Here is a 25,434-nt window from a genome sequence, read left to right as displayed (position 1 = left end):
TTTCGTGCCAATAGCGACTATGCGGTCCTTTAGCATCCAAAAAACAGGATATTTCCACGTATAAGGTCTGCTGGGTCCGCCTACGCCGAGTCATTACACTCTCCGCTAATTTCGGACTCAGTTAACACTAACTACACATCGTCACTCTCCCCTGCCACTTTCGATCTCAGTTGTTACTAACTACACTCATTACTCTCCCCGCTACTTCCGGACTCAGTTGACGTTATTTGCTGATTTATAGCCTTTCGAGCTAAATATCGGACTCCAGTACAGCTATTCATGTGAAACAGGTTCATATTGGGTGTGTTTCGTGCCAATAGCGACTATGCGGTCCTTTAGCATCCAAAAAACAGGATAATTCCACGTTTAAGGTCTGCTGGGTCCGCCTGCGTCGGGTGACTCACCGCTTCCGGACTCAGATGACGCTATTTGCTAATTTATAGCCATTCGAGCTAGGTTTCGGACTCCAGTGCAGCTATTCATGCGAAACAGGTTCATATTGAGTATTTTTCGTGCCAATAGCGACTATGCGGTCCTTTAGCATCCAAAAAACAGGATATTTCCACGTATAAGGTCCGCTGGGTCCGCCTGCGTCGGGTTACTCACCGCTTTCGGACTCAGTTGACGCTATTTGCTGATTTATAGCCTTTCGAGCTAGGTTTCGGACTCCAGTGAAGCTATTCATGCGAAACAGGTTCATATTAGGTGTTTTTCGTGTCAATAGCGACTATGCGGTCCGTTAGCATCAAAAAAACAAGATAATTCCACGTATAAGGTCCGCTGGGTCCGCCTGCGTCGGGTTACTCACCGCTTTCGGACCCAGTTGTCAATATCCCCACCATCTCTCTCCTCCACCACATGCGGACTCAATCGCCACTAGCTCCACCTCATCCCCTTCCCAGCCACTTGTGAATCCAGATGTCGCTATCGCCCAAGGCAAAAAATAGACCGTCCCATAAAGGAACGGTCTATCCTTCCACCCGCCTATTACAAAGGCAGTGTGTAGTACTGAGCGCGTTGGCTCTCGTTCTGCTGATACATTACGATTAGTAGCGTGCGCCCTTCCCTAATGGAAGCGGGCTCCGCTACAGCTACAGCCGAGTTTGCTGCTTGCGCAGTCTCTTCTAAACTACTATCCGTTGCTCCCTGTAATGGCGAGTCTGCCGAAGGCAACGCCTCCAGATTAGCCATATCAGCTTCACTATCCTCCAAGCCTTCATCGGCACGCATGCCGCTGATGGAATCCAGCACCGCTTCCAGCGAGAATGGCAATACTTCCAGCACAGTATACTTTTGCAGTTCTCTTTCGTTAAGTCCTGCTTCTGCTAACTGGGCAGAAATTTGACCCGGATTAGCCGCGATATCTTTTAAATAGCTCGACCAATCCGACTTATCCAGCACGAAATCCCACCAGATTTTGCGCGGCTTGTACTTGTGTCCAAGAAAATAGTCCAGCTTCATCAAGCCAGTTATAACATCCATAGACGGCGTCCCGCGATCTATCAGGAAGGACTGCAGGCGGGTGAAGAGATCTTCCAGCTGATGGCCAATCTTTTGCCAGCCTCTCTCCTCCCAGTAGTCACCGAACTCCTGAAAGAAATCGAATGGCGAATCAAATACATGTCGGATCAAGTACTTGGCCGTATGGTCCATCCGGTGGCTGTTCCAGTATTTCTCCAGCACATCCTCAAGCCGCTTCAAACGGATAATGTCTGAGAAAGGCATCATATGACTGCTAAGGATTTCATAAGGTGCGTGTTCCATATACGTGTACTCATATTTAGACGCCTGCGCCCGCAGCCCCGTTCCCCGCAGCATTTTGAGGAATCCTAGCTGTAGCTCTTCCGGCTCCATAACGAATACATCATTAAACGTTTTACGGAAGGTGCTGTAATCCTCCATAGGTAATCCGGCAATCAAATCCAGATGCTGATCGATATTGCCGCTTGCCTTAATCTTCATTACGGTACGGGACAGCTTTTTGAAATTCTGGCGGCGTTTAACAAGCTCATTCGTCTCATCGTTGGTAGATTGCACCCCAATTTCAAATCTAAAAATACCCGGAGGCGCATTCTTAGATAGGAAATCCAGAACTTCAGGCCGCATGATATCTGCGGTAATTTCGAACTGAAACACGCAGCCTTGATGATTATCGATCAGGAATTGAAACATTTCCATCGCATAGTTGCGGTTGATATTAAAAGTACGATCCAGAAATTTAATGATTTTGGCGCCATTCTGTATTAAATAAAGCAGATCGGATTTCACTCGTTCAATATCATAATAACGTACGCCTACCTCAATACTGGATAAACAGAACTGGCAGTTAAATGGGCACCCGCGGCTTGTCTCAAAATAAACAATACGTTTACTCAAATCTGGAATATCCTCAGGAAAACGATGCGGCGTAGGCAGGGTATTCAGATCGCTTTTGGGACGTGGTGGATTGACAATGATCTCTTCTCCCTTGCGATAAGCGGCTCCATACACAAAGTGAAACTTACGATCATCCCTTAGCTCCTGCAGCAAATGGTGGAACGTCTCTTCCCCATCTCCATTAACTATAAAATCAATGCCAGCTTCTCTTTTCATCCAATGAAGCGGCTCATACGAAACTTCCGGTCCTCCGAGAACAATCGTAACTTCAGGCATCACTTGCTTAAGAATACCAATCAGCTTCAGCGTCTCTTCGATGTTCCAGATATAACAGGAGAAACCAATCACATCTGGCCGTTTCTGAAACAAGTCGGACACAATATTCATCACGGGATCTTTGATGGTGTACTCTGCCAAATGAATATCCTTAAATTCATGCTCACTGTACGCTTTTAACAAGCGGATTGCGAGTGAGGTATGAATATATTTGGCGTTTAACGTGGTCAGGACGATTTTCATGCTACACGACCTTTTCTACATTTCATTTTGAAAAAACTCTAAGAATGCCTTACCGTACTTCCGGTATTTCACTTCCCCAACACCCTTTACCCTCAGCATTTCCGCTTCGGTCTGCGGGCAAACCACACTCATCTCACGCAGCGTGGCATCATTAAAAATAATGTACGACGGCACATGCTCGCGTCCTGCCAATTCACGCCGGATAAGACGCAGCTGCTCAAAGACAGTCTCATTGACGGCTGATGGCGACAGGTCATGCCCCCGGCTACGAACTCTCGTACCAGATGTTGTACCTGTCCGCGAAGGCCGTGCCACACGCTGCATCACCTCACGCTGTCCGCGCAGGACCTCAGCAGCCAGAGGCTGAAGCCGTACTACAGGGTACTGGCCTTCCGACAAGGCAAGATACCCTTCTGAGATGAGCACATTGATACTCTCTGAGATTTCCTTCTCCGTCCGGCTCGACATCGCCCCATGTGTGGGCAGCTTATCGAAGCCGTACTGCATCACCTTTTGATTGCGCGAGCCTTTCAGCACAGATGCCACCAACGCTACACCATAACGCTCCCGCATGCGGTGGATGCAGGAGAAGATCTTTTGCGCATCGACGGTCATATCCACTAGCTCTCGTTCATCCGTACATGAGCTGCAGATACCACATGGCTTGTCCCCATGCTCTTCCCCGAAATAATCCAGCTGGGCACTGCGCAAGCAGCGGGTAGTATAGCAATAATCAATCATTTGCTGAAGCTTGCGATATTCGTTAGCTTTACGGTCAGTATCCTGTGGATTCTGCTCGATCAGGAACTTTTGCGTCATAATATCCTGCGCACTAAACAGCAATATACATTCACTCGGCTCCCCGTCACGTCCAGCACGACCTGCTTCCTGAACATAGGCTTCCATATTTTTGGGCATATTGTAGTGAATTACGTACCGGACATTGGATTTATCAATCCCCATCCCAAAGGCATTCGTAGCCACCATGACCCGGATATCGTCATAGAGGAACCCTTCCTGGCTATCTGCCCGCTCCTGGTCGTTCATACCCGCATGATAGCGACCTGCCGCTATGCCCGAAGCTTGCAGCCTCTGATACAGATCATCTACTTCTTTGCGGGTTGCCGCATATACAATCCCCGGCTGGTGAGAATGCGTAGCCGCATAATCCATAACGAACTCCCGCTTGTTCTCTCCCCGCAGCACGGACATTGCCAGATTATCTCTTCCTAGCCCCGTCATGAAAATACCCGGCTCGCGCAAGCGCAGCAGCCGGACCATATCCTCCATAACCTCCGGCGTCGCCGTGGCGGTAAATGCTGCCAGGATCGGACGTTCAGGCAGCTCATCTACAAATGGAGATACCGACAGATAACTTGTCCGAAAATCATGTCCCCACTGGGATACACAGTGCGCTTCATCAACAGCCACGCAGGAAATAGACAGCTCAGCCATTTCCAGACGGAACCAGTCCAGCTCAAGTCTTTCGGGCGCAACATAGAGCAGCTTCAAATCGCCCCGCCGGGCAGCCCGAATCCGCTCATTCACTTCTTTTCCGCTTAACGTGCTATTAATAAAGGCTGCCGGAATACCCGCAGTAGTTAACGCATCCACCTGGTCTTTCATCAGCGAGATCAGTGGTGATATCACCAGTGTCAGCCCTGGCAGGAGCAGTGCAGGAACCTGATAACAGATCGATTTCCCGCCACCCGTAGGGAGGATTCCCAGTGTGTCGCGTCCTTCCAGCAAGTTCTGAACAATCTTTTTCTGGCCATCCCGAAAGTCTGGATAACCGTAATATTTTTGCAGCTCAGCCTGCGCCTGTTCAATAGTAGGTGCTTGCATCTTCATATCTCTCATAACTCCTTAGGCGTTTCTATCTTTAGTTTAGCGGTCAATGGTGTAATGAGCAACACTTCTTAACTATCATCACCCTGTTCTTCTTTTGAAATATTTACATAAAAGGTCTTCTTTTAAGCCAAGCTTTAATAAGCGTGATTTCATAGAAAGGTGGAGCGACCGTGCAAAATTGGAAACAAAAATATACCTCCTTTAAACAAAAGCCTGCACGTAACGAGTCCTCTGCCCAGGACAATCGTCCAGTAAAGCCATTGGATTCCAGCCTGAAGAGCAATATAAGCTTCATTCGACAAGTCTTTGGAGAAGACAGCGACCTTATTGTCCGTAACTTCAAGGTATACGGTAGATATGATGCGGCTATTATCTTTTTTTCTTCTGTGGTGGACCAGAATCAAATTCAGAACTATGTTTTAAAGCCATTAATGAATGTTTCCTCCGACCACTCAGAAATTCCAAAAGATCTAAAGGATTTACCTGATTACATCTGGAGTATGACGGTACAAGTCACACAAGGTAACCGCACTAAGGACCTAAATACTCTAGTCTCCGTCTTGTTGGATGGAAATGTAGTTCTAATCATAGATGGAATGGATCAGGCACTTTACTTCAATCTGCGTAAAATTGAGCATCGTAGCATTGAGCAACCTCAAACTGAACAAGTTATACGCGGTTCACGTGATGGGTTTATAGAGAATTTAGAATCCAACATCTCTTTGCTTCGCTATCGACTACAAACGCCGGATTTTCGTGTAGTAACTGCCCCTCTTGGCGTACGGACGCGCTCAAAAGTAGCTGTTTGTTATATCGAAGGAATAGCCGATCCAGGGCTAGTTCAAAAGGTGATGAAGAGATTATCAGCAATAAATGTAGACGGCATCCTTGATGCGGGGTATATCGAGCAATTTATAGAGGATCATCCCCTTTCCCCGTTTCCACAGGTTCAGCCAACTGAACGTCCGGATAAATCTATAGCCTCTTTATTAGAAGGACGAGTCATCATCCTTGTAGATGGCTCACCTTTCTGCCTTATCGTCCCGGCACTTTTCAACCAATTCTTTCAGACGATGGATGACTATACGGAACGTTTTATCGTAGGAAGCCTCCTAAGAATGATCCGCCTGATCGCATTATTATTTTCCCTTTTCTTCCCTGCCTTATATGTATCCATTATCTCTTTCAATCCTGAGCTACTGCCGACAGAGTTCGCCGTAGCAATAACAGGTGCAAGAGCTGGCGTACCCTTTCCAGCCGTATTGGAAGTTCTGATTATGGAAGTCTTCATGGAGGTGCTGCGCGAAGCAACCATTCGCCTACCGCAAATGATTGGCGGGGCTCTTTCTATTGTAGGTGTGCTTGTCATTGGTCAGGCAGCCGTAGCAGCAGGTCTGGCGAGTCCAACCACCGTAGTTGTTGTGGCTATAACGACCATAGGGTCTTTTGCCACACCCGCTTACAATGCCGCAATCTCTTCAAGAATGCTTAGATTTCCATTGATCATATTGGCAGGCTGCTTTGGCCTGTACGGAGTAATGCTGGGCACTATTGTTATTATCAACCACTTATTATTCCTGGAATCTTTTGGCGTTCCCTACATGACCCCCTTTGTCCCTACGATATGGAAGGACCTTAAGGATAGTATCGTTCGGGTACCTTTATGGTGGATGCGATGCCGCCCAAGCTTTCTTAATACACCTGATCCTGATCTTCTTGCCAAGGATATTCCGAAAATGCATACCGATCTGATTTTTAAGGAGAAAAGTGAAGCTGATGAATAGTAACCGCCCCATAACAACGATCCAAGTCATGGCTGTAATCGTTAGTACGATTATAGGAATAGGAATCTTAAGTATTCCTCGTTATATGGCTGAAGCCGGAGACAGTGGTGCACCGCTCGTGACTGCTTCTGGTGTACCTGTTGCTTTTTTGGGTTGCTGGTTTACAGCAGCTGTCTGCCGAAAATTCCCGAACGAAACGTTGTTCGTATTCAGCCGCCGCCTTCTCGGAACTGGGCTCGCGGATATTTTCTCCATTTTTATTTCTTTGTTTTTTGCTTTCTCTGCCGGGATCACCATGCGCCAATTCGGAGAAGTATGTATTGCGGTTGTCTTTAAAAAGACACCCATCGAAGCAGTAATTCTCTTAATGCTCCTACTGGTTGCCTTATCAATCCGAAGAAATATTGTGAAATTCACTTATGTCCATGTTTTCTATTTACCTTTTATTCTATTATCTGTTATAGCAATTGCCTTGGTAGCTATGAAAAATGTTGATGTTCTAAACTTGCTACCCCTCACCGGAAATCACACCACCTTTTCAAGCTTTTCCAAAGGAACGATTACGTCCGCTGGCCTTTATCAGGGCACATTTGTCATCATCCTGCTGGTCCCTTTAATGAAAAAACCTCAACAGATCCTTAAAGCAGGTACTGTTGCGCTTTGTATCATTGGATTCATTTATGTAATGATCGTTTGGGTCACTTTAGGCATGTTTGGAGCTCAAGAAACCAAATTACTTTCCTATCCAACCTTAGAAGCAGCTCGCTCCATATCCATCGGCGCAGGACTTTTAGAACGGTTTGATGCTCTTTTTATAATAATTTGGGTGGTTTCTATATTCACTTCCATCTTTACGAACTACTACTTAGCTGCATACTCTCTGCAACAAGTGCTGCGGCACAAGGATCACCGCCTAATATCCAGCTTCTTACTTCCACTTATCATCACTTTTTCACTTTTGCCGAGAAATATATTTCAGGTCTATTCATTTGCTAGCATTACAGCGATAATCGGTTTGATTTTTTTGACCTTCTATCCTCTTTTATTATGGTTAGTCTCTCTAATCCGAAATAAAGGAGCCATTTCTCATGAATAAAAAAATTTGCAAGCGTGTAGTTCTTATATTTATTCTCTCACTCATGTCTGGCTTACTCTCAGGGTGCTGGGACCAGCTTGAAATAGAAGACCGTGCATTGGTACTAGGGTTATCCATTGATTCCGTCCCTCCAGACAGCAAAATAAATGATGATCAAACCACTCATCTTAAAAGCGCAAATATTAACCTTCCAAAAATCCGTGTGACCGCCCAAATTGCGGTTCCGGGAAGAGTTCCACTCGGACCAGGCAGTGGGGGTGAAGGCGGAGGCGTGAATCAAAATCCAGTATGGGTCGTAGAAGTGTACGGGTACACCTTAGATGACGCCATGAACAATTTACAGCAGCAAATTTCTGATCCACGTTATCTAATTCATTTACGAGTGATTATTATTAGTGAGGACATAGCAAAAAAAAGCATGAATGACTTAAATGATTATTTGCGGCGAAATCCAGAAGTTCGTCGCCGGACCTGGCTGCTAGTATCCGAAGGGGAGGCTGCTAAATTTATGAATATTAATCCTCCGCTGCAGCGAGTGCCGACCCTTTACATCCTCTCCACTATGGAAAAAGCAGTAACATCAGGAAAATTCCCCGCTGATTATATAGGTGTATTCTGGTCAGCAGAATCCAAATGGGGCGAAAGTGGTTATCTGCCTTACGTCTCATTACATCAGGAAGACAATATCATGATTAAAGGCCTAGCTTACTTTAGTGGTGGAGTGATGGTCGGATCGACGATTCCGATTGAGATTGGCGCATATATGTCCATGAAGGGCATTAATCCCGGGGGATACTCCGATCTTTTTTATGCTGATGAATTCGGTCCGGTGATGCTCAAGGTCAACGACCGGTTCACGAGGGTGAAGGTTCATTTCAAAGAGGGCAAACCTCACATCACCTATAACCTCACTTTAGAGGCGGCTCTAGATGAGCATTTACGTAGTGATATCCCTATCGATTCCAGCCGTTCTTTAGAAAAGATTGAAGATATTTTTCAAAAGAGAGTGATCGGTATTTTCAACCACCTTATCGAAGAAACTCAAAAAGCGCATTCCGATGTCTTTGGCATGGGTGAATATATTCGTGCATATGCTCCCTCCTACTGGAAAGCCAATATTCGTGACAAACATGACTGGGAGCAGCAGTATTCCAATCTCAGTATTGAAGTTAAGTTGAAAACTCACATCGACAGAGTAGGTCTTAAACAAAATTAAATGACGTTTATGGGAGGCTCTACTATGCTCTATCACCAGCTAACCTACGTAATTGTTGCGCTGCTGATCTCCAGTGTTCTGTTGCTTACTGTGGATACTAAAATATATGCAGTCAATGCCATGCACCGGGAAAAGAAATATGCCCGCATATTAGGCTGGGTATATCTCGGTTTATTCCTGCTTCTTGGATTAGCCCAGCTGTTCTATTTATGAGCATTTACAAACCAAACCAGCAAGCCTGCCCTCTCCATAGTATTTCTTCACAGCCCATGGTATATTGAGGAGTACAATATTAAAGGACGGAGAATGCATCCATGAACTCAAGAAGAAATCCTAAAGAAACAGCCAAAAGAGGTACTCGTTCTCACAGCAAGCCTACTGGCAAGCTTAACCATAAAACTAAAACAACCGCAGCACCCAAGTCTTTTACTGTAAACGAACCTTCTGAACTGTTGCCCTTCTTACTCACCCACGTCACGGGTCGCGGACGAAATGCGATTAAATCCATCCTATCGCGTGGACAAGTGTCGGTGAATGATAAGGTAGTTACACAGCATAATTTCCAACTGCATCCGGGTCAAAACGTTACTATTGATCAAGAGAAGCCTGTACAAACAGCAGAGATGACCGGACTTAAAATCGTTCATGAGGATGAAGATCTGATTATTGTTCAAAAGGATGCTGGACTGCTATCTATCGCCACTGCGGAAGAAAATGAATTGACGGCTTACCGCCAGCTTATGGAGCATGTCCGTGTTAGCAATCCAAAAAATCGGATTTTTGTCGTACACCGTTTGGACAGAGATACTTCAGGCGTAATGATGTTTGCCAAAAGCGAACGGATTCAGCAGGCATTACAAACTACGTGGAAAGATACTGTGAAGGAACGTTCTTACGTAGCGCTCGTCGAAGGCGCGGTTAAAAGACCTGAAGGCAAGATAAGCTCTTGGCTCAAAGAAACCTCAACCCTTAAAATGTATTCCAGTCCTCATGAAGGCGATGGACTACATGCAATTACACATTATAAACTTATTCAGGCTAACCGCCATTTTTCCTTGCTAGAGGTTAAACTCGAAACCGGACGAAAAAATCAGATTCGGGTGCATATGGCAGATATCGGCCACCCTATCGCAGGTGACAAGAAGTATGGGGCAGAGACCAAAACGGTAGGGAGACTTGGCCTACATGCTCGAGTGCTCTCTTTTATTCATCCAACCACTGGAGAACTGATGACCTTTGAGAGCCCGATTCCGAAGACGTTCCTGAAATATACTGCGCCTGCGCCTACAAACTAAGAATTGAACGTATACCCACGACTGACGAGCCTTCCCGCTTATGGGAAGCCGTAACTTCTACACAAGATGCCCGGTCCATTTGGTCCTGGGCGTCTTTTTTTAACTTCCTATCACATCATGTTACAATATAAATAAACAAAGAAGGTGCCCTTATTGTTCCATCCTACTGTTTTCGATAATATTAAGATCGCCTTTGAGAACCAGATTTATGACTACGATAATTTAGACGGAATACTGGTGGTTACGGATCGCTCCGACCTTCTGAATATGGCGCTGATGTCCAGAGAGTTCAGTCTCTCCTTCCAATTAACTGCAGGCAGGAAAGTAACCGCCGAAATCCTGCTCACTTCGACCACGAAAGATCTCAGCGATGAAATCATGGAGGTTCCTAATACGGATCCCGGCTGTAATCTTTCACTTCGTTTTTATATGGAAGTCGAAGATATTCCTAACGAATGTCAGGCGATAGACAGTATTCTAAAAGCGATCTGGGGACCTGATTTCCAGCCTGTGCAATCTTTAAGCTTCATATATGGCCAGGAAAGTGAAACTTACAATAACTGCATCGAGCTGCAATTCAAAAGACAACTTACAGAAGAACAAATGGAGGACATTCCAAACCTGCTAAGCCACCTGCTGCAAAGTGCGGAAGAACTGGAATCCTTCACGGTATAATTCCTACTTTTTAACGTTCGAACTATGGGAAAAGAGGTGTGCATGAAATGAAATTCCTGCCTGCTGCCAAAAGTAAACGTTGGTTTCTCTGGATGACCGTTTATGCCATTCTGCTATGGCTTCTTTTCCCTCTGCACCGATTTGTGATGCTGGCCCAAGAAATGGATACCACACTCTTACTGCGCTTTGCTCTTTTTTCCGTAGTAGTGGCAGGCATCGTCAACACTTTAGGCTGGCTCGGAGCACGTCTGCTCTGGGTATTTAGTACGGCGGGAATAATCATAGGCGCGGCATTTATGCTGGGCTACACCTACAAAGAGATGTCCGGTTGGGAGGATCTCGCAGGCTTCCTCGCATTTTCCTTATTTTCATGTGCCGGATTTGCACTGGGTTTATTAGCGGAAGGTATTCGTCTGCTGTATACGCGAGCATCGAAGTCTTGAATGGAAGAGGTGAAACGCTGTTGTCCAATTCTTTTCTAACCAAAAATGCATTGTCCCATTCTTTAAAAGAACTAATGGAGCATACACCGCTCAATAAAATTACTGTTAAACAACTAGTGGACCATTGCGGACTAAACAGACAAACCTTCTATTATCATTTTCAGGATATATTTGATTTGCTAGGTTGGATCTATAAGACTGAGGCTGTCGAAAGCCTCGCCCAGTATCGCAGCTACAGCACTTGGACGGACGGTTTTTATAGAATCTTCTGCTATATTGAGCGGAATAAATCCTTTTGCTGTAACACGCTAAATTCACTAGGCAGAAATCACCTGGATGCATATCTGTACGAGGTGACAAACGATCTCATCATGGGGGTTATAAACGAGCTGTCCTCCGGGATGGAGGTTTGCGAAGAAGACAAGCATTTTATAGCCAATTTCTATACGCTAGCCTTCACAGGCCTAATCATTCAGTGGATGAGAGAAGGCATGAAGGAACAACCGCACCATATGATTGAGAAGCTAAGTGATCTAATTGAAGGAAATTTTCTGAAAGCTTTACACAAATATGAGAACCATCCGTTGTAACCTTTGGTTGCAGCGGTTTTTTTTGTCTAAAAACTAGACAGATCACCCATAATGACAAAAATCCAGACACTCTAAAGAGTTTGATTATACCTTCAAAATAGGAGTTGGTTTACATTAAGAGTGTGATTATTTAAACAACTACTTGGAGGCGACCATTGTGAAAAAAGAGTACGGTAATAGACAGGTTTATTTTGTCGGTGGCGGAATTGCATCCCTAGCGGGCGCTGCTTACCTGGTCAGAGACTGTGATTTTCCGGGACAAAACATTCACATTATTGAAGAGATGAAGATTCTTGGTGGTAGCAATGACGGCGCAGGTGACGCTGAACATGGTTACGTTGTCCGCGGCGGCCGTATGCTCAACGATGAAGCTTATGAAAATCTCTGGGAACTATTAACAACGATTCCTTCTGTCGACCGTCCGGGGTTGTCTGTGCGGGATGAAATTATTGCTTTTGATACCGCTAATCCAACACACTCAAACGCCAGACTAGTAAATAAAGACGGCAAAGTAGAAGATGTATTGTCCATGGGTTTTGATATGGCTGATCGTCTCGCTATGGGCAAGCTGATTATTACACCAGAAGATAAAATGGGGAAAGCGCGTATCAACGACTGGTTCGCCCCTCACTTTTTCACAACTAACTTCTGGTATATGTGGGCTACTACTTTTGCATTTCAACCTTGGCACAGCGCTGTAGAGTTTAAAAGATATATGCTCCGTTTCTTCCATGAATTCCCAAGAATTCAAACACTGGAAGGTGTAACCCGCACTCCTTATAACCAATATGATTCCATCATTCTGCCTTTGCACAAATATCTTGAACCATTTGGTGTCGATTTCACACTGAAATGTACAGTGACTGATCTGCAGTTCAAAAAAGGTGACGGAATTACCGTAACCCAAATGAATGTAGTGCGCGAAGGTGTCAAAGATGTGATTGATGTAAAAGAAGATGATCTCGTGATTATCACAAACGGTTCTATGACCGAAGGCTCCAGCCTTGGTTCTATGACTTCTGCTCCACGCCTTAACGGCAAGGGAAGCTCGTGGAAATTATGGGAAAACATCGCTTCCAAGAAACCAAGTCTTGGCAATCCTTCTTCGTTCGATGATCATGTAGACGGTTCGAAATGGGAGTCCTTTACTGTAACTTTCCATGACTCCAAATTCTTCGATCTGATGGAAAATTTCACACGTAACCGTGCCGGCACAGGCGCTTTGGTCACATTCAAGGATTCGAGCTGGTTTATGTCCGTTGTACTGGCCTACCAACCGCATTTCCGCAATCAACCTGAGCATGTTAAAGTGTTCTGGGGTTACGGACTGTATCCAGACAAAGTTGGGGATTTCGTGAAAAAGAGAATGTGTGATTGTACCGGCGAAGAAATCATGCAAGAATTGATCGGTCATCTTCACTTTGAAGAACATAAGGACGAGATCATGGCTACCGCCAACTGTATTCCTTGCATGATGCCTTATATCACTTCACAGTTCATGCCTAGACTCAATAGTGACAGACCAAAAGTTGTCCCTGAGGGTTCCACGAACCTGGCCTTTATTGGACAATTCTGTGAAATTCCAGATGACGTTGTATTCACTGAAGAATACTCCGTGAGAGCAGCGAGAATTGCGGTATATACTCTACTTGGTATCGAACGGCCTATCGAACCAATCAACCAATATCAATATGATGTACGTACACTATTCTCAAGCTTTGTTACATCTTTCAGATAAAACAACAATCAGCAGCGAGCGCTTCCGGATATCGGGAGCGCTTGTTTTTGAGTGTGGGAAGCAACAAAAGAACAGTTTTATCGAAACAAAAAAGAGCTGAGGGCTCCCTCAGCTCTTTTGTTTTACTCGAATCTAAACTTTAAATATTGCAAGATCCATCTGCGCAGCCATCATCGGTAGATACTTCAGAATTCCCCTTACCAACCACTTGTAACGTTGGTCCTGCTTGTTCCTCCGCCCACACAGTATCCAGTACCTCTGTAAATACAGGACCTGGTTGTGCACCAGATAAAGCATATTTATTGTTGAATACAAAGAAAGGTACACCGGTAATATTAAGACGGCTTCCTTCTTCAATATCGCCATTAACCTCATTCGCAAAAGCATCCGTTTCCAGCATTGCCGCAGCTTCCGCTTGATCCAGACCTACTTCAGCAGCGAGTGAAGCCAGTACACTGCGATCTCCAAGATTTAATGAATCCGTAAAGTAGGCGCGCAGCAGACGTTCGGACATTTCTGCGCCTTTTCCCTTTGTGCTTGCAAAATGACTCAGTCGGTGACTGTCAAAAGTGTTGGTATGCTTCACTGTATCAAAATTAAATTCCAAACCCACATCTTTAGCTTGCTCCGCTAGTTGTGCGTTCATTGCTTTTGCTTTTTCGACGGTCATCCCGTATTTGGTAGCCAACAGCTCATGAATACTCTTGTCTGTACTTACCTCTGCATGTGGATCCAATTGAAAGCTACGGAATACTACCTCCACTTGATCACGGTTCGGGAATTGGCTGAGCGCATTCTCCAAACGTCTTTTGCCAATATAACAAAAAGGACATGCATAATCGGACCAGATATCTATTCTCACGAAAAAACCTCCTAATATTATTGATAATTTGTAACTGTTATATAAGAGTAATAACTAAATATACGTCGCTTACTATTATATAGTTAAAAACTCAAAATTACAAACTTAACTTTTATTAAAATAACATTTATAGACGTGAATGTTAAAGCAAAAAGTAAACGAAAGTGGTATATACGCTCCCCTTCAGGGCAGATAGAATGAAGTTAACACCAGAAATTCCGAAGGGAGATCCCCATATGCATGATGTATCTATAGTGATACCTACCCGTAACCGTATAAACGACCTTACAGTGTGCATAGAATCTATAAGCAAGCAGACACAGCTAGAGAATGTCTCCATCGAGCTCTGGATTGTAGATGACGGTGAGATTCCTGTAGAAAGATTAACCTATTATCGTAACATACTGAACAAATTGCCACAGGCTGAGTTTCGATATCATTGTAAGACTAATCCGGGTCTCTGGCTCTCCCGTTATGAGTCACTTGGACTAGTAAATGCTGAAATTGTGCTTCATTTAGACGATGATGCAGAATTAGATGATTCCTTATATATTCGACGATTACTTGATACTTATGCAGCGGACGATTCAATTGTCGGTGTAGGCGGGGTTGCTAAAGGCATGCGCAGCAGCAAACCGGGCCGGCTGTTTGGCATGCTGACCGGACAAATGTCCGGATCCCCGGGCAGATTATCCCCAAGCATGTTTGCAGGCTCCCTATACCTCTGGGGAGAGAAAGAGCAGGTTTTTGAGACGGATTTTTTTCACGGCTGCAATATGTCATTCCGGCGCTCAGCATTACAAGATATGAAACCCTATCCCTGGATGACAAGTTACTCCATTGCCGAGGATATTTACTTGTCCCATTTGGCTAGCCGTTATGGCAAGCTTGTCATTAACCCCACTATGAAAATCATTCATCATGAGTCGCCGGGTTCTCGGGATAAGGCGGGCGTTGTTGCAAGAGCTACTGCCATCAATCATTATTATCTGCTCAACTTACGTAAAGCACCCCCTATGAATTATGCCGCTTTGATCTGGACGTTAACCTGTCTGACAGGCAAAGAAACTCTCAAACGAAATTTCAAAGCCGTTAGCGGTTATGCCAAGGGAATCCTTTTCGTAATGAATCCTCGTAAAAACAAATACCGTGAATACATGCTAGATTAGCTTAATAGTTACCTCTATATCCACAGCGTTGCTCCGAATCAGATTGCGGGGCTTTTTTTTCGTGCAGACGGAGTTGTACCTAAATATGCCATGAAATTAATTTCCATCAACTTCTGATCTAGGGTATGATAGTAATAATGTGTTTTAGAAACTAACTTTATGGATGGTGGAATATGTTCAAGAACAAAAAAACGACGTTGATCCTCGTTGTTATCCTCATCGTCGTCATAGCTGTCGGCGCTTGGCTAATTACTAAAAATAAGGATGACAAAGCGACGGAAACACCGGGTGGCGCAACAGCTTCAGGAAAAGGCGAAGCCAAGTCACTCTCGCAGACCTTTTATATCTATGACACGGTCGTGAATATCAAAGTGTTCGGAGAAAATGTAGCCCAAAAAAATATGGATGATATCCAGCAAATGCTGGAGCGAATGGATATGGAGCTTAGCCGTACAAAAGAAGGCGGCGAGGTTTACGCAGTCAATCAAGCAGCAGGAAAAGAAGCGGTTGTCGTTTCGGAAGAGACCTTAGATGTTGTAAAACAATCGGTGCAATATGCAAAAGAAATGGACGGGCTATTCGATCCCACGATTGGTCCGCTGATCGACCTCTGGAACATCGGTAGTGGCGGGGATAAAGTCCCTGATCCAGCAGCTATCGATGCAGCCAAGAGCCTAACCAATTACAGAGACGTTGAAATTGACGAAGCTGCTAAGACCGTGAAGCTACTGAAGGAAAATATGGTACTGGATCTTGGAGGTATCGGCAAAGGGTATGCTGCTGACCGTATCGCTGATTATTTAAAAGAGCAAGGCCTTAACAGTGCAATGATCAACCTCGGCGGCAGCAGTATTATTGCATTAGGTACGAAACCAAACGGAACGGATTGGAATATTGGTCTGCAAGACCCTGACCAAAGCCGCGGCACACAGCTAGGAACGATTAAAATCGCAGATGAGGTCATCGATGCTTCTGGTGTTTACGAACGTTATTTTATGCAAGACAATGTTCGTTACCACCATATTCTTGATCCTCGCACAGGTTACCCTTCTCAGAACGGTCTCAAAAGCTTGACCATTATGAGCCCTAATGCAACAGATGCGGACGCTTTGTCCACTGGGGTATTCTTGATGGGGATCGAAGAAGGCATGAAATATCTGGAGTCGTTACCTGAAGATGTAGAAGCTTTCTTTATTACCGATGACAACAAAATCTACGCCACACCAGGCATTAAAGAAAGAATGAATCTGACTGACCCTACGTACAGCTTCGCTGATTAGTAGAAAAGAGCTTGCCCCCATAAAGCCATTATTGGCTTTGGGAGGCAAGCTCTTTTGTTGTGGATAAAGGTTCTTTGGCGTGGCTGAGGGATATTCATCGCCCATTCATCGCCCAGCAGCCTGATAATCAGGGAATTCCTCCCTAAAATCATTAGATTTTTTCAAGGTAAACCTTCGATTAGGGAAAACCTCCCTGAAAATCACCCGAATATGGCTATAACCGTGCTTATTTAGGTTTTATTAGGGAGAAATTCCCCAATAACCTCAATTCCGCGCTCTAACCGGTTAATTTCAGGGAGTTTTTCCCTAATTAATTCCTGATCAAGATTTTTGCAGCACCAAAGGCAACTCGCTAAATTCCTTATAATTCGTGAAAATATAACTAGGCTTATGATCCGTAGCCGGCTGTCTGCCTCTCGGATTATACCAGCAGACCTTCCAGCCAGCCGCAAGCGCTCCTACTACATCGTTAGCCCAGGTATCACCTATATAAAGTGAATGGTCTGGTGAAGTGCCAGACTTCTGATTCACATGCAAAAAGAGTTGCGGATCTGGTTTGGCCAGACCTACAGCGTCAGAAATAAAAATCATCTCCTCGGGGATCATCTGATCCAGACCTAATCCGCGAATCTTTTTCATTTGATGATCTTTGGGTCCATTCGTAATGATGCCTACTTTATGACCAGCAGTAATGAACCTTTCCAATTGCTCCCGGACTCCATCTATCATTTGAATGGTGTACTGACGGCCAATGTAAGCCGCTTGTACCGCCGTGGCTTGATCACGATCGAGCTGTAAACCATACTCTGCAAAAGCAAGCTCCAATCGGCGTACCCTAGTCTCCTCCAGCGGAATTTCTCCACGTAAATACATAGGCCATAATACATCACTATGATGTCTTACTTTATAAAATAATTCCGCAAAGTCCAGACTGCTCTCATCCGGTTTAAGTACTTGACGCACCGCTTCTTTAAAAGGAATCAAATGATCATATAAGGTATCATCAAGGTCAAAAAAGATTGCCAGCTTATTACTTGTATCCACTTTAACGCCCCTTACTCGTCTTTCTCTCTAGCTTTAGAAAAAAAGGTTATAGGTATAAAAATCATCATCCCGAATGTAGCCATGCGCTTCATATAAACGCTGTGCCCCCACATTCGCCGTCATTGTTGTCAGGGACAAGCCCTTCGTATTCGTAGCGAGCGCATGAGCTCTGGCACTTTCCAGCAGCTTGGAGCCGAGCCCATGACCTCGCAGTTCCGTAGTTACATATAGATCATTCAATATCCAGAGACGCTCCATAGAGACCGATGAAAAAGAGGGATAGAGCTGAGTGAAGCCCCACGCTCGTTTCTCCTCGCCTTCTCCCCCCACCGCAATAAAGATTACCGATTCGTTCAGCTTCAATCGATCTGATAAAAAAGCACGTGCACCATCCAGATCAGAGACTGCCCCATAAAATACCCGATACTCATCAAACAATGGGATAAGCCGTTCCAAATCATCATAGATCACACGTTCAATACGATAGTTGTTCATCCTCAACGCTCACTTTCCGGCTTGGGCCGTTTTAACGTTATTGTATATTTCAGCCGTACCGTGCACCATGGAGCGAACGCCAGATCATTTGGACAATTATTCTTATTCTTTGGAATCGTAGAACACATGCCGGGCACTGACTTTACCCTCTTCGATATCCAAAATTCCGATGGAATACAGTTTCTCACGTCGTTTATCCGTTGGCGATCCTGGATTAAAGAGCAGAATCCCATTCTCTTCCCGCAATAAAGGCTGATGCGAATGACCGAATAAAATACAATCCACCTTATCGTTCGCAAAAGCAAGCAGCGCATTCCCGTCCGTTCCTTTGCGGGAATGTGGCGTATGACCATGGACCATTCCGATCCGGACTCCCTCAAGCGTTAGCAGCTTACGCTCCCCGAAACGCTCGATGATCTCTATTCCATCGTTATTCCCAGCAATCCCTTCCACTGGAGCCAATTCAGCCAACAAATCGTAGATTCCCATACTCACCCAATCTCCAAGATGCAGAATCAAGTCTACATTCCGGAATTCAGCAACAAGTGCTTTGGGCAGAGACTTAGCCATTCTTGTCATATGTGTATCTGATACCACGCCTACTTTCATATAACTCAGCTCCTAATCTATCATACTCATCTCATATTCAAATAATTGTACGATTTGCTTAAACGAGAAGCAAGCTCTGTGACTTCTCCCACACAGAAAAGCCGGGTACACCCAACTAACACAGGGCATATCCGGCTGCCATAAAGTAATTCCAAAGAAATCATTTATGCTTACTACCTTCTACAGTATTTAGCATCCCAACTCAGTTCTCTCTATCCTGCCAATTCCATAATCTTACTTCTTCAACATGAATATTACTGACCCATTTTTCTTCCTTTAACTTGAGCAGTTCTTTAACCGGACCGGTTACGACAGCTCCATACAGCCTAACTCCGTTCTTCTCCAGATAACTAATGGAGTCATCCAGATCAATAAACGGAATTACCTTGTTGGCGATCGATTTATGCTCCTGCATTAAGTGCAGTGTCTTAAGGAAGTTCGCATTACGAAGTTCACCATCCCCATATGAGTCAACAGATGGAGAAACACTCGTGCGGCTAGTCACCCCTCCAAACCAACCCCACTTTTTCTTTGACTCTTGTGTCACCTTCATATCATCGGCATGCCAGATGGGCGTACTTGGAAATCCTAAGGGATCATTTATTACTGGCTCTTGTGTCCTTGGACCTGTATCTGCTGCGAACCATAAAAGCTCAAGATTTTTATGCTGAAACTTCTTCAATAGCTCATCTGTCGTAAAAAATTGTTCAAAAGACAAATAGGCTTCTCCTACCGTACCTTCAGGGAGCTTTTCTAGTTTTTCCCACTCACTGCTGTCATCCATCCTATTTTCTGCAGACTGGTTCTCAGTGGGATAGATAAAGTAATTACCTGTCCCACTGCGTTCATATGTCCATGAATAACTATATATTCTGGGCCAGCCTAATAGAAACTTCATCGAATAATCTCCAACATTAATCCGCGCATCACCAATTTGTTTTATTATTTCACCCTGCAGATTCATACTAAAAAACGGTCCGGAATCGCTACTCAAATGGACGATTGTATTCGGCTGTGAAACAGCAATTGCGGAAGAAACGACATCACGGTAAGTCTCTCCTCTTTCTCCAGTGCCATAAAATACCGCTGTGATGATACTGCTGACGATCAAAAAAATCAAAAATGCAGAAATCACCGTCAAAGTATTTGATATACGTGCTTTCCACTTGCCACGGCGGATGATCTTTTTTTCTTTGCCGGGTCTGTTTCTTTTACCCTTTCCGAATTTTATGCTCTTCTCCTCTTCTGAAGCCGGCTTTTCTTCGCCCATCAGTTCATCCAGATAGGCCTGGTAAGCTTCCATCTTCTCTAGCTCACGTTCAACCTCATCCCTATCCTCATCAGCAAGAGTGCCTTCGCCATACCTTCTTAACTTCTCCTTAAACTCTTCACTCATGTTCATTTCTCCTCCGCTCTGCCTCACGCAGCTTCTGTCTGGCCCGAAAGATCAATATCTTATATTGGGACAAGCCCACATCCATAATGTCCGATGCTTCCCGATAACTCAGCCCATGAAAATCATGCAGCAGCAGTGCATTTCTCTGATTGTCCGGTAGCTCACCTACTGCTATCCTCATCTCTTCCCAACGTTCCTGATGAAGCAGTGTGCTTTCTGTGGTATCTGGATGAGCAAGCTTTTTGAAATAATCCTCACTCTGAACTGTACTGCGGCCTTCCTTTCGCTTGTAATCTACGAAGGCGTTATAAGCGACACGGAACAACCATGGCTTAATCTTCTCTTCTTTACAATCCTCCAAATGTAGATAAGCGCGATAAAAGGTTTCTTGCATCAAATCTTCAGCCGCATAATGATCACCACAAAGGGAGCGCAAATAGCGGTAAATATCCATCACATACATCTGATATATTTCATCCAATGACTTTCGCTTCATGCACTCCCCCCTTAACCTAACCACGTATCCCAGCCTGAAAAGTTACAGATAAATTTAGCAACTAGTATGAATATACCAGTAATTCCATGGAAAAAAGCGAAAAAAGCCTGCTGGCAAGGAGTATTACTCCTGCCAACAGGCTTTTTAATTCACCAAGTTACTCAGCTTACAGAACAACTTCAACTTCTTTGAGCATTTCGCTAACGGATATTAAACCGCCACCGGACAAATACCAGTAGTTAGGATCCAAGTAGATGATTTTACCGTTTTTAAAGGCATTTGTGTTCTTCACTAGATCGTTTTCAACTGCTTTTTTAGCTGAGCCGGCTTCGCCGCCATCACTCTTCACAGCCGCATCTCTGTCCACTACAAACAGATAATCCGGATTCTTATCCGCTACATATTCGTAGGATACGCTTTGTCCGTGAGTGGATACTTCAATTTTATCATCAGCCTGTGCAAATCCGAACACATCATGGATAATCCCAAAACGGGAACCTGCACCGTAAGCACTGATTTTTCCTTCATTCGCAAGAATAACAAGTGCTTTTTTGCCATCAGCTGTTGCCTTCGTATTCAAAGCTTTGATGGAATCATTGATAGTCGCAAGCTCAGTTTCTACTTCTGCTTCTTTTCCAAAAATTTGACCCAGCATTTTCACGTTATTCGTAAAAGATTCCATGTAGTTTGCATTATCTACAGCCACATACAGAGTAGGTGCAATTTTGCTGAATTCTTCATAAGAATCCTGTTGTCTGCCGGAAATGATGATCAGGTCCGGAGAAAGACTGTTTATTTTTTCGAAGTCAGGCTCTTTCAAACCCCCAACATTCTCATATTTAGCATCGTTATATTTAGAGAGATAAGCCGGTACATTACTTTGAGGCACTCCAGTCACCTCTACACCCAGTTTATCCAGCGTATCCAGTGTACCGAAGTCAAAAACAACCACTTTTTGCGGATTGCTTTTGATAGTTGTTTCGCCAAGCGCATGCTTGAAAGTAAGCTCTGTCGGTGCTGTAGTAGCTTCCGTTGTTGGTGCAGTAGTAGCCTCCGAATTGCCTGCCGCTGCTGTGTTGTTATTTGAAGTTGCTGCATTATTGGAGCCACAAGCCGCCAAGATTACCGCAAGAAATACTGTCATAATCAGTAAAGATAAGTTCTTCTTCAATGTATTCACCCCTAATTTTTATAGTGAAGCTATTTGAATTATTCGCGTATGCGTTAAGAAGCTGGCGCCTTTCACTTCTTACGTTACGTCATAATAATATCCGCATAGTAATAGTCACCTTTTTAGAAATAGACACCGATTTTTCGGCCTCCTATAGTTTCAATAGGAATGTCCATGTCATATACCTCTTTAAGAACTGCAGAATCTATAATTTCATCCGCTGTACCCGAGGAAGCTACTCTTCCATTTTTAAGCGCAACAATGTAGTCAGAGTAACAAGATGCAAAGTTAATATCGTGGATAACGAGCACAATCGTCTTCCCCTTCTCGTCCACCAAACGGCGAAGCACCTTCATAATTTGGACGGAATGCTTCATATCAAGGTTGTTGAGCGGTTCATCGAGCAGAATGTACTCTGTATCCTGAGCCATAACCATGGCAATATATGCCCGCTGGCGTTGTCCTCCACTGAGCTGATCAATATATTTATCCTGCATCTCTTGGAGATCCATGTAAGCAATCGCTTCGTCAACGAACGCCCGATCCTCCGGACTCAGCTTCCCCTGTGAATACGGGAATCTCCCAAAAGAAACGAGCTCCTTCACAGTGAGGCGTACGCTAATATGATTGGACTGCTTTAACACCGATATTTTACGAGCAAGCTCATTACTTTTGCAGGTACCGATTTCCTTACCTTCGATCAGCACCTCTCCCGCGTCTTTGGAGATAAGTCTGCTGATCATGGAGAGCAGTGTACTTTTACCCGCACCATTTGGTCCGATAAACGAGGTGATTGCGCCTTTTTTGATGGACAAGGACACATCATCAACGACGGTTACTCCGCCATAACGTTTGGTTAAATTTTTAACTTCTACCACGACTTATTCTCCTTTAACAGCAGATAGACGAAGTAGACGCCGCCTGCAAAATTGATAATCACACTAACCGTAGTATTGAATCCAAAAACACGTTCGACCAGGAACTGCCCGCCGACAAGCGCAACAATGCTCAGCAGAATCGTTCCAGGAATCAGATAGGCATGCTTATAGGTACGGAACAGCTGGTGTCCCACATTAGCTACCAACAAACCTAAGAAAGTAATTGGTCCGACTAGAGCCGTCGAGATCGAAACGTAGATAGATACAATAACTAGCAGCCTTTTGACCACATAGTCATAATTGATGCCCAGATTAATGGCTTCATCTTTTCCAAGCGAAATAACATCCAAATACTTAACAAATCGCAAGAAATACAACGTAGTTAGCGTCAGAACAATGGTGGAAAGAATCAATAGGTCACTGCTGACATTGTTGAAGCTGGCGAACATTTTCCCCTGTAGAATCAGGAATTCGTTCGGATCAATAAGCACTTCCATAAAAGAAGACGCGCTCTGGAACATCGTCCCCATGATCAGCCCTACCAGCAGCAGGAAATAAATATTTTGTCCTTCCCTACGGAACATTAGCTTATACAATACGCCTGAAAACAGGACCATGAGACACGCAGAGAACAAGAAGTTGATGTTTTTATTCATAAAGGTCATATTCGATGAACCTAAGGCATATACACCGAACGTCTGGATTAACATGTACAGGGAATCGAGCCCGAGAATACTTGGTGTCAAAATACGATTGTTCGTGATGCTCTGAAAAACTACGGTAGAGACAGCTATCACAGCTCCGGTAATCAGAATGGCCGCCAGCTTTCTTCCCCGGCTGGGCAGAACGTAGTCCCAATTTCCCAAAGCATGATACGTCATAAACAAGACGATGAGGGCGACAGCACTTATAGATAATATAGTTAGTTTTGTCTTCATCTCTAGTTCGCCTTTCTTCTCATCAGCAAGTAGATAAACAGACCACTACCGATGACGCCTACCGTGAGACTGATTGATATTTCATATGGATAGATAATGAGCCTGCCCAGAATATCGCAGAACAGGAGGAACACCGCTCCGAGAATGGCTGTATGCGCCAGACTTTTTTTGAGGTTATCTCCTATGTACAACGTTACAATGTTAGGTACTACCAGACCCAGAAATGGAATCGTACCTACGGTTAAAATGACAACAGAAGAGATTAACGCTACAATTACCAATCCCACGTTGACAACCGCTTTGTAATTCATGCCAAGATTAACGGAGAAATCCTCGCCCATACCGGCTACCGTAAATTTATTAGCGAAGAGATACGCCAGAATGACAAGTGGAATGCTGATATAAATTAATTCGTATTGGCCTTTGATAATCGTTGAGAAATCTCCAAGCATCCAAGACGAGATATTCTGAATCAAATCATTTTTATACGCAAAAAATGTTGTAATCGAACCTACAATGTTGCCGAACATGAGTCCGACCAGCGGGATAAAAATACTATCCTTGAACTTGATCCGATCCAGGATTCTCATAAAAATAAAGGTGCCCAATAGTGCAAAAACAAAAGCAACCAGCAATTTCTGCATTGGCGTTGCGCCTGTGAATAACATTAGGGATACGAGAATACCAAATTTCGCGGAATCCATCGTCCCTGCCGTAGTCGGGGAGACGAATTTATTGCGTGACAGCTGTTGCATAATTAATCCGGCAATACTCATGCTGACTCCAGCGATAATCAATGCGGCTAACCGGGGAATCCGGCTTACCAGCAAGGTCTGTGCTTGAGATTCCGTAAGATGAAAGAGATCTAATGGGGATATATCTTTAACGCCTATAAACAAAGATATAAATGAAAATACTATTAGAAGTAGGGACAAATATTTTAGTTTCATGAGTTGTTCCTTATCTGTTTAATAGTTTACAAATGCGCTTTTATGATAATGATTTTCATTCGCAATGTTTTAAATTATACCTAAGCCCACTTTGAGGGTCAACCCTTTCATATACTTAAATTTAAAATAATTAAGACTTAGGCTTATCGGCTTAAGTTACAAAAAAAAAGACACCCTAACGGGTGCTTCTTTAATCTCTGCCATATTTTTAGCGCTAAGCTATAGGATTTATTTATATTTCTTCCAATCCTGATTACTGTTCTCCAGCAGATGTGCAAAATCATTATCCAACCGCTTCTGCTCAGCCTTGCGCTGATCTTCCACTGCCTTACGGGCAGCTTCTTTACGGTCATTTTCCTCCGCTTTCAACGCATCAGATTGCGCCTTCAGCTTTCCTAGAACATCACTGCTTAGCAGATCTTTTAACGTAGCAGGGCCATCATTCGTAGCGGCTCTTGGTGTGGTAGGCATTTTCTTTTTTTTAGACACTGTCCATCATCCTTTCTAGTACTGAATTAAATTGGAATTTGTTTAAGTTATTGGTCTTTTCGTTTATAATGTTT

The 25,434-nt window shown here is 44.2% G+C and carries 24 protein-coding genes; 11 read left to right on the top strand and 13 right to left on the bottom strand.

What is annotated here, in order from left to right:
• Nucleotides 1-987 precede the first annotated feature (987 nt).
• A complete protein-coding gene (locus tag NSQ91_RS06285) occupies nt 988-2,895 on the bottom strand; it encodes a B12-binding domain-containing radical SAM protein (RefSeq protein WP_340395145.1) in 1,908 nt (635 codons plus the stop codon).
• 15 nt (nt 2,896-2,910) lie between these two features.
• Entirely contained in the window at nt 2,911-4,746 is a 1,836-nt protein-coding gene (gene recQ, locus NSQ91_RS06280; protein ID WP_076137470.1) for a DNA helicase RecQ, read from the bottom strand.
• Between the two features lie 170 nt (nt 4,747-4,916).
• Between recQ and NSQ91_RS06275 the strand changes: the two genes are divergently transcribed.
• The 9 genes from NSQ91_RS06275 to NSQ91_RS06235 all read left to right on the top strand — a co-directional run bounded on the left by NSQ91_RS06275 (nt 4,917) and on the right by NSQ91_RS06235 (nt 13,583).
• Nucleotides 4,917-6,530: a spore germination protein gene (locus NSQ91_RS06275; RefSeq protein WP_340916970.1), complete on the top strand. Its 1,614-nt coding sequence runs from the start codon at nt 4,917-4,919 to the stop codon at nt 6,528-6,530.
• Complete coding sequence (locus NSQ91_RS06270) at nt 6,523-7,626, top strand: GerAB/ArcD/ProY family transporter (protein ID WP_076128078.1); 1,104 nt, start codon at nt 6,523-6,525, stop codon at nt 7,624-7,626. Before NSQ91_RS06275 ends, NSQ91_RS06270 begins: the two co-directional genes overlap by 8 nt.
• Nucleotides 7,619-8,842, top strand: a complete 1,224-nt coding sequence (locus NSQ91_RS06265) for a Ger(x)C family spore germination protein (RefSeq protein ID WP_340916965.1) — start codon at nt 7,619-7,621, stop codon at nt 8,840-8,842. The genes NSQ91_RS06270 and NSQ91_RS06265 overlap by 8 nt, the downstream gene beginning before the upstream one ends.
• Nucleotides 8,843-8,866: 24 nt before the next feature.
• On the top strand, nt 8,867-9,055 hold the full coding sequence (locus tag NSQ91_RS06260) for a CLC_0170 family protein (protein WP_076219379.1): 189 nt from the start codon (nt 8,867-8,869) through the stop codon (nt 9,053-9,055).
• A gap of 101 nt (nt 9,056-9,156) precedes the next feature.
• On the top strand, nt 9,157-10,137 hold the full coding sequence (locus NSQ91_RS06255) for an RluA family pseudouridine synthase (protein WP_340916959.1): 981 nt from the start codon (nt 9,157-9,159) through the stop codon (nt 10,135-10,137).
• 153 nt (nt 10,138-10,290) lie between these two features.
• Nucleotides 10,291-10,812: a hypothetical protein gene (locus tag NSQ91_RS06250; protein WP_076128085.1), complete on the top strand. Its 522-nt coding sequence runs from the start codon at nt 10,291-10,293 to the stop codon at nt 10,810-10,812.
• 47 nt (nt 10,813-10,859) lie between these two features.
• Entirely contained in the window at nt 10,860-11,255 is a 396-nt protein-coding gene (locus NSQ91_RS06245; protein WP_076185711.1) for a hypothetical protein, read from the top strand.
• Nucleotides 11,256-11,275: 20 nt separating this feature from the next.
• Nucleotides 11,276-11,845 (top strand): TetR/AcrR family transcriptional regulator, encoded by a 570-nt coding sequence (locus tag NSQ91_RS06240; protein WP_036681438.1) that lies wholly within the window; start codon nt 11,276-11,278, stop codon nt 11,843-11,845.
• A 157-nt stretch (nt 11,846-12,002) separates the two neighbouring features.
• Entirely contained in the window at nt 12,003-13,583 is a 1,581-nt protein-coding gene (locus NSQ91_RS06235) for an oleate hydratase (RefSeq protein WP_076128088.1), read from the top strand.
• A gap of 139 nt (nt 13,584-13,722) precedes the next feature.
• Here the strand turns inward: NSQ91_RS06235 and NSQ91_RS06230 are convergent, their stop codons facing one another.
• Nucleotides 13,723-14,445, bottom strand: coding sequence for a DsbA family oxidoreductase (locus NSQ91_RS06230; RefSeq protein ID WP_076142179.1), 723 nt, complete (start codon nt 14,443-14,445; stop codon nt 13,723-13,725).
• Nucleotides 14,446-14,681: 236 nt separating this feature from the next.
• Here NSQ91_RS06230 and NSQ91_RS06225 point away from each other — a divergent pair, with 236 nt between their 5' ends.
• Together NSQ91_RS06225 and NSQ91_RS06220 are read left to right on the top strand one after the other, a co-directional pair.
• The gene (locus NSQ91_RS06225) at nt 14,682-15,614 is read left to right on the top strand and encodes a glycosyltransferase family 2 protein (RefSeq protein ID WP_340916954.1); all 933 of its coding nucleotides are present in this window, start codon (nt 14,682-14,684) and stop codon (nt 15,612-15,614) included.
• 173 nt (nt 15,615-15,787) lie between these two features.
• Complete coding sequence (locus tag NSQ91_RS06220) at nt 15,788-16,894, top strand: FAD:protein FMN transferase (protein WP_076128094.1); 1,107 nt, start codon at nt 15,788-15,790, stop codon at nt 16,892-16,894.
• A gap of 321 nt (nt 16,895-17,215) precedes the next feature.
• On the opposite strand, the gene NSQ91_RS06215 is transcribed toward NSQ91_RS06220, so the two are convergent.
• The 10 genes from NSQ91_RS06215 to NSQ91_RS06170 all read right to left on the bottom strand — a co-directional run bounded on the left by NSQ91_RS06215 (nt 17,216) and on the right by NSQ91_RS06170 (nt 25,360).
• Nucleotides 17,216-17,938, bottom strand: a complete 723-nt coding sequence (locus NSQ91_RS06215) for an HAD family hydrolase (RefSeq protein WP_076142176.1) — start codon at nt 17,936-17,938, stop codon at nt 17,216-17,218.
• Nucleotides 17,939-17,971: 33 nt separating this feature from the next.
• Nucleotides 17,972-18,433 carry a GNAT family N-acetyltransferase gene (locus NSQ91_RS06210; RefSeq protein WP_076142175.1) on the bottom strand — a complete coding sequence of 154 codons (462 nt, stop codon included), beginning with the start codon at nt 18,431-18,433 and terminating at the stop codon, nt 17,972-17,974.
• A 102-nt stretch (nt 18,434-18,535) separates the two neighbouring features.
• Nucleotides 18,536-19,042, bottom strand: coding sequence for a metallophosphoesterase family protein (locus NSQ91_RS06205; protein ID WP_076128097.1), 507 nt, complete (start codon nt 19,040-19,042; stop codon nt 18,536-18,538).
• Between the two features lie 202 nt (nt 19,043-19,244).
• Complete coding sequence (locus tag NSQ91_RS06200) at nt 19,245-20,438, bottom strand: anti-sigma factor (protein ID WP_076128099.1); 1,194 nt, start codon at nt 20,436-20,438, stop codon at nt 19,245-19,247.
• The gene (locus NSQ91_RS06195) at nt 20,431-20,934 is read right to left on the bottom strand and encodes a sigma-70 family RNA polymerase sigma factor (protein WP_036681849.1); all 504 of its coding nucleotides are present in this window, start codon (nt 20,932-20,934) and stop codon (nt 20,431-20,433) included. Before NSQ91_RS06195 ends, NSQ91_RS06200 begins: the two co-directional genes overlap by 8 nt.
• A gap of 166 nt (nt 20,935-21,100) precedes the next feature.
• Entirely contained in the window at nt 21,101-22,105 is a 1,005-nt protein-coding gene (locus NSQ91_RS06190) for a siderophore ABC transporter substrate-binding protein (RefSeq protein ID WP_282579687.1), read from the bottom strand.
• 122 nt (nt 22,106-22,227) lie between these two features.
• Nucleotides 22,228-22,983: an iron ABC transporter ATP-binding protein gene (locus tag NSQ91_RS06185; protein WP_036681845.1), complete on the bottom strand. Its 756-nt coding sequence runs from the start codon at nt 22,981-22,983 to the stop codon at nt 22,228-22,230.
• On the bottom strand, nt 22,977-23,921 hold the full coding sequence (locus tag NSQ91_RS06180; RefSeq protein WP_036681842.1) for an iron chelate uptake ABC transporter family permease subunit: 945 nt from the start codon (nt 23,919-23,921) through the stop codon (nt 22,977-22,979). The genes NSQ91_RS06185 and NSQ91_RS06180 overlap by 7 nt, the downstream gene beginning before the upstream one ends.
• A gap of 2 nt (nt 23,922-23,923) precedes the next feature.
• Nucleotides 23,924-24,871, bottom strand: a complete 948-nt coding sequence (locus NSQ91_RS06175; RefSeq protein WP_036681839.1) for an ABC transporter permease — start codon at nt 24,869-24,871, stop codon at nt 23,924-23,926.
• Between the two features lie 228 nt (nt 24,872-25,099).
• Nucleotides 25,100-25,360: a YqkE family protein gene (locus NSQ91_RS06170; protein ID WP_076142170.1), complete on the bottom strand. Its 261-nt coding sequence runs from the start codon at nt 25,358-25,360 to the stop codon at nt 25,100-25,102.
• Nucleotides 25,361-25,434: the final 74 nt, after the last annotated feature.

The organism is Paenibacillus sp. FSL R7-0048 (genome assembly GCF_038004505.1).
Taxonomy (GTDB): domain Bacteria; phylum Bacillota; class Bacilli; order Paenibacillales; family Paenibacillaceae; genus Paenibacillus_AQ; species Paenibacillus_AQ odorifer.
Note: the sequence above shows the minus strand (reverse complement) of the source record. Positions and strands in the feature narration are given on the sequence as shown.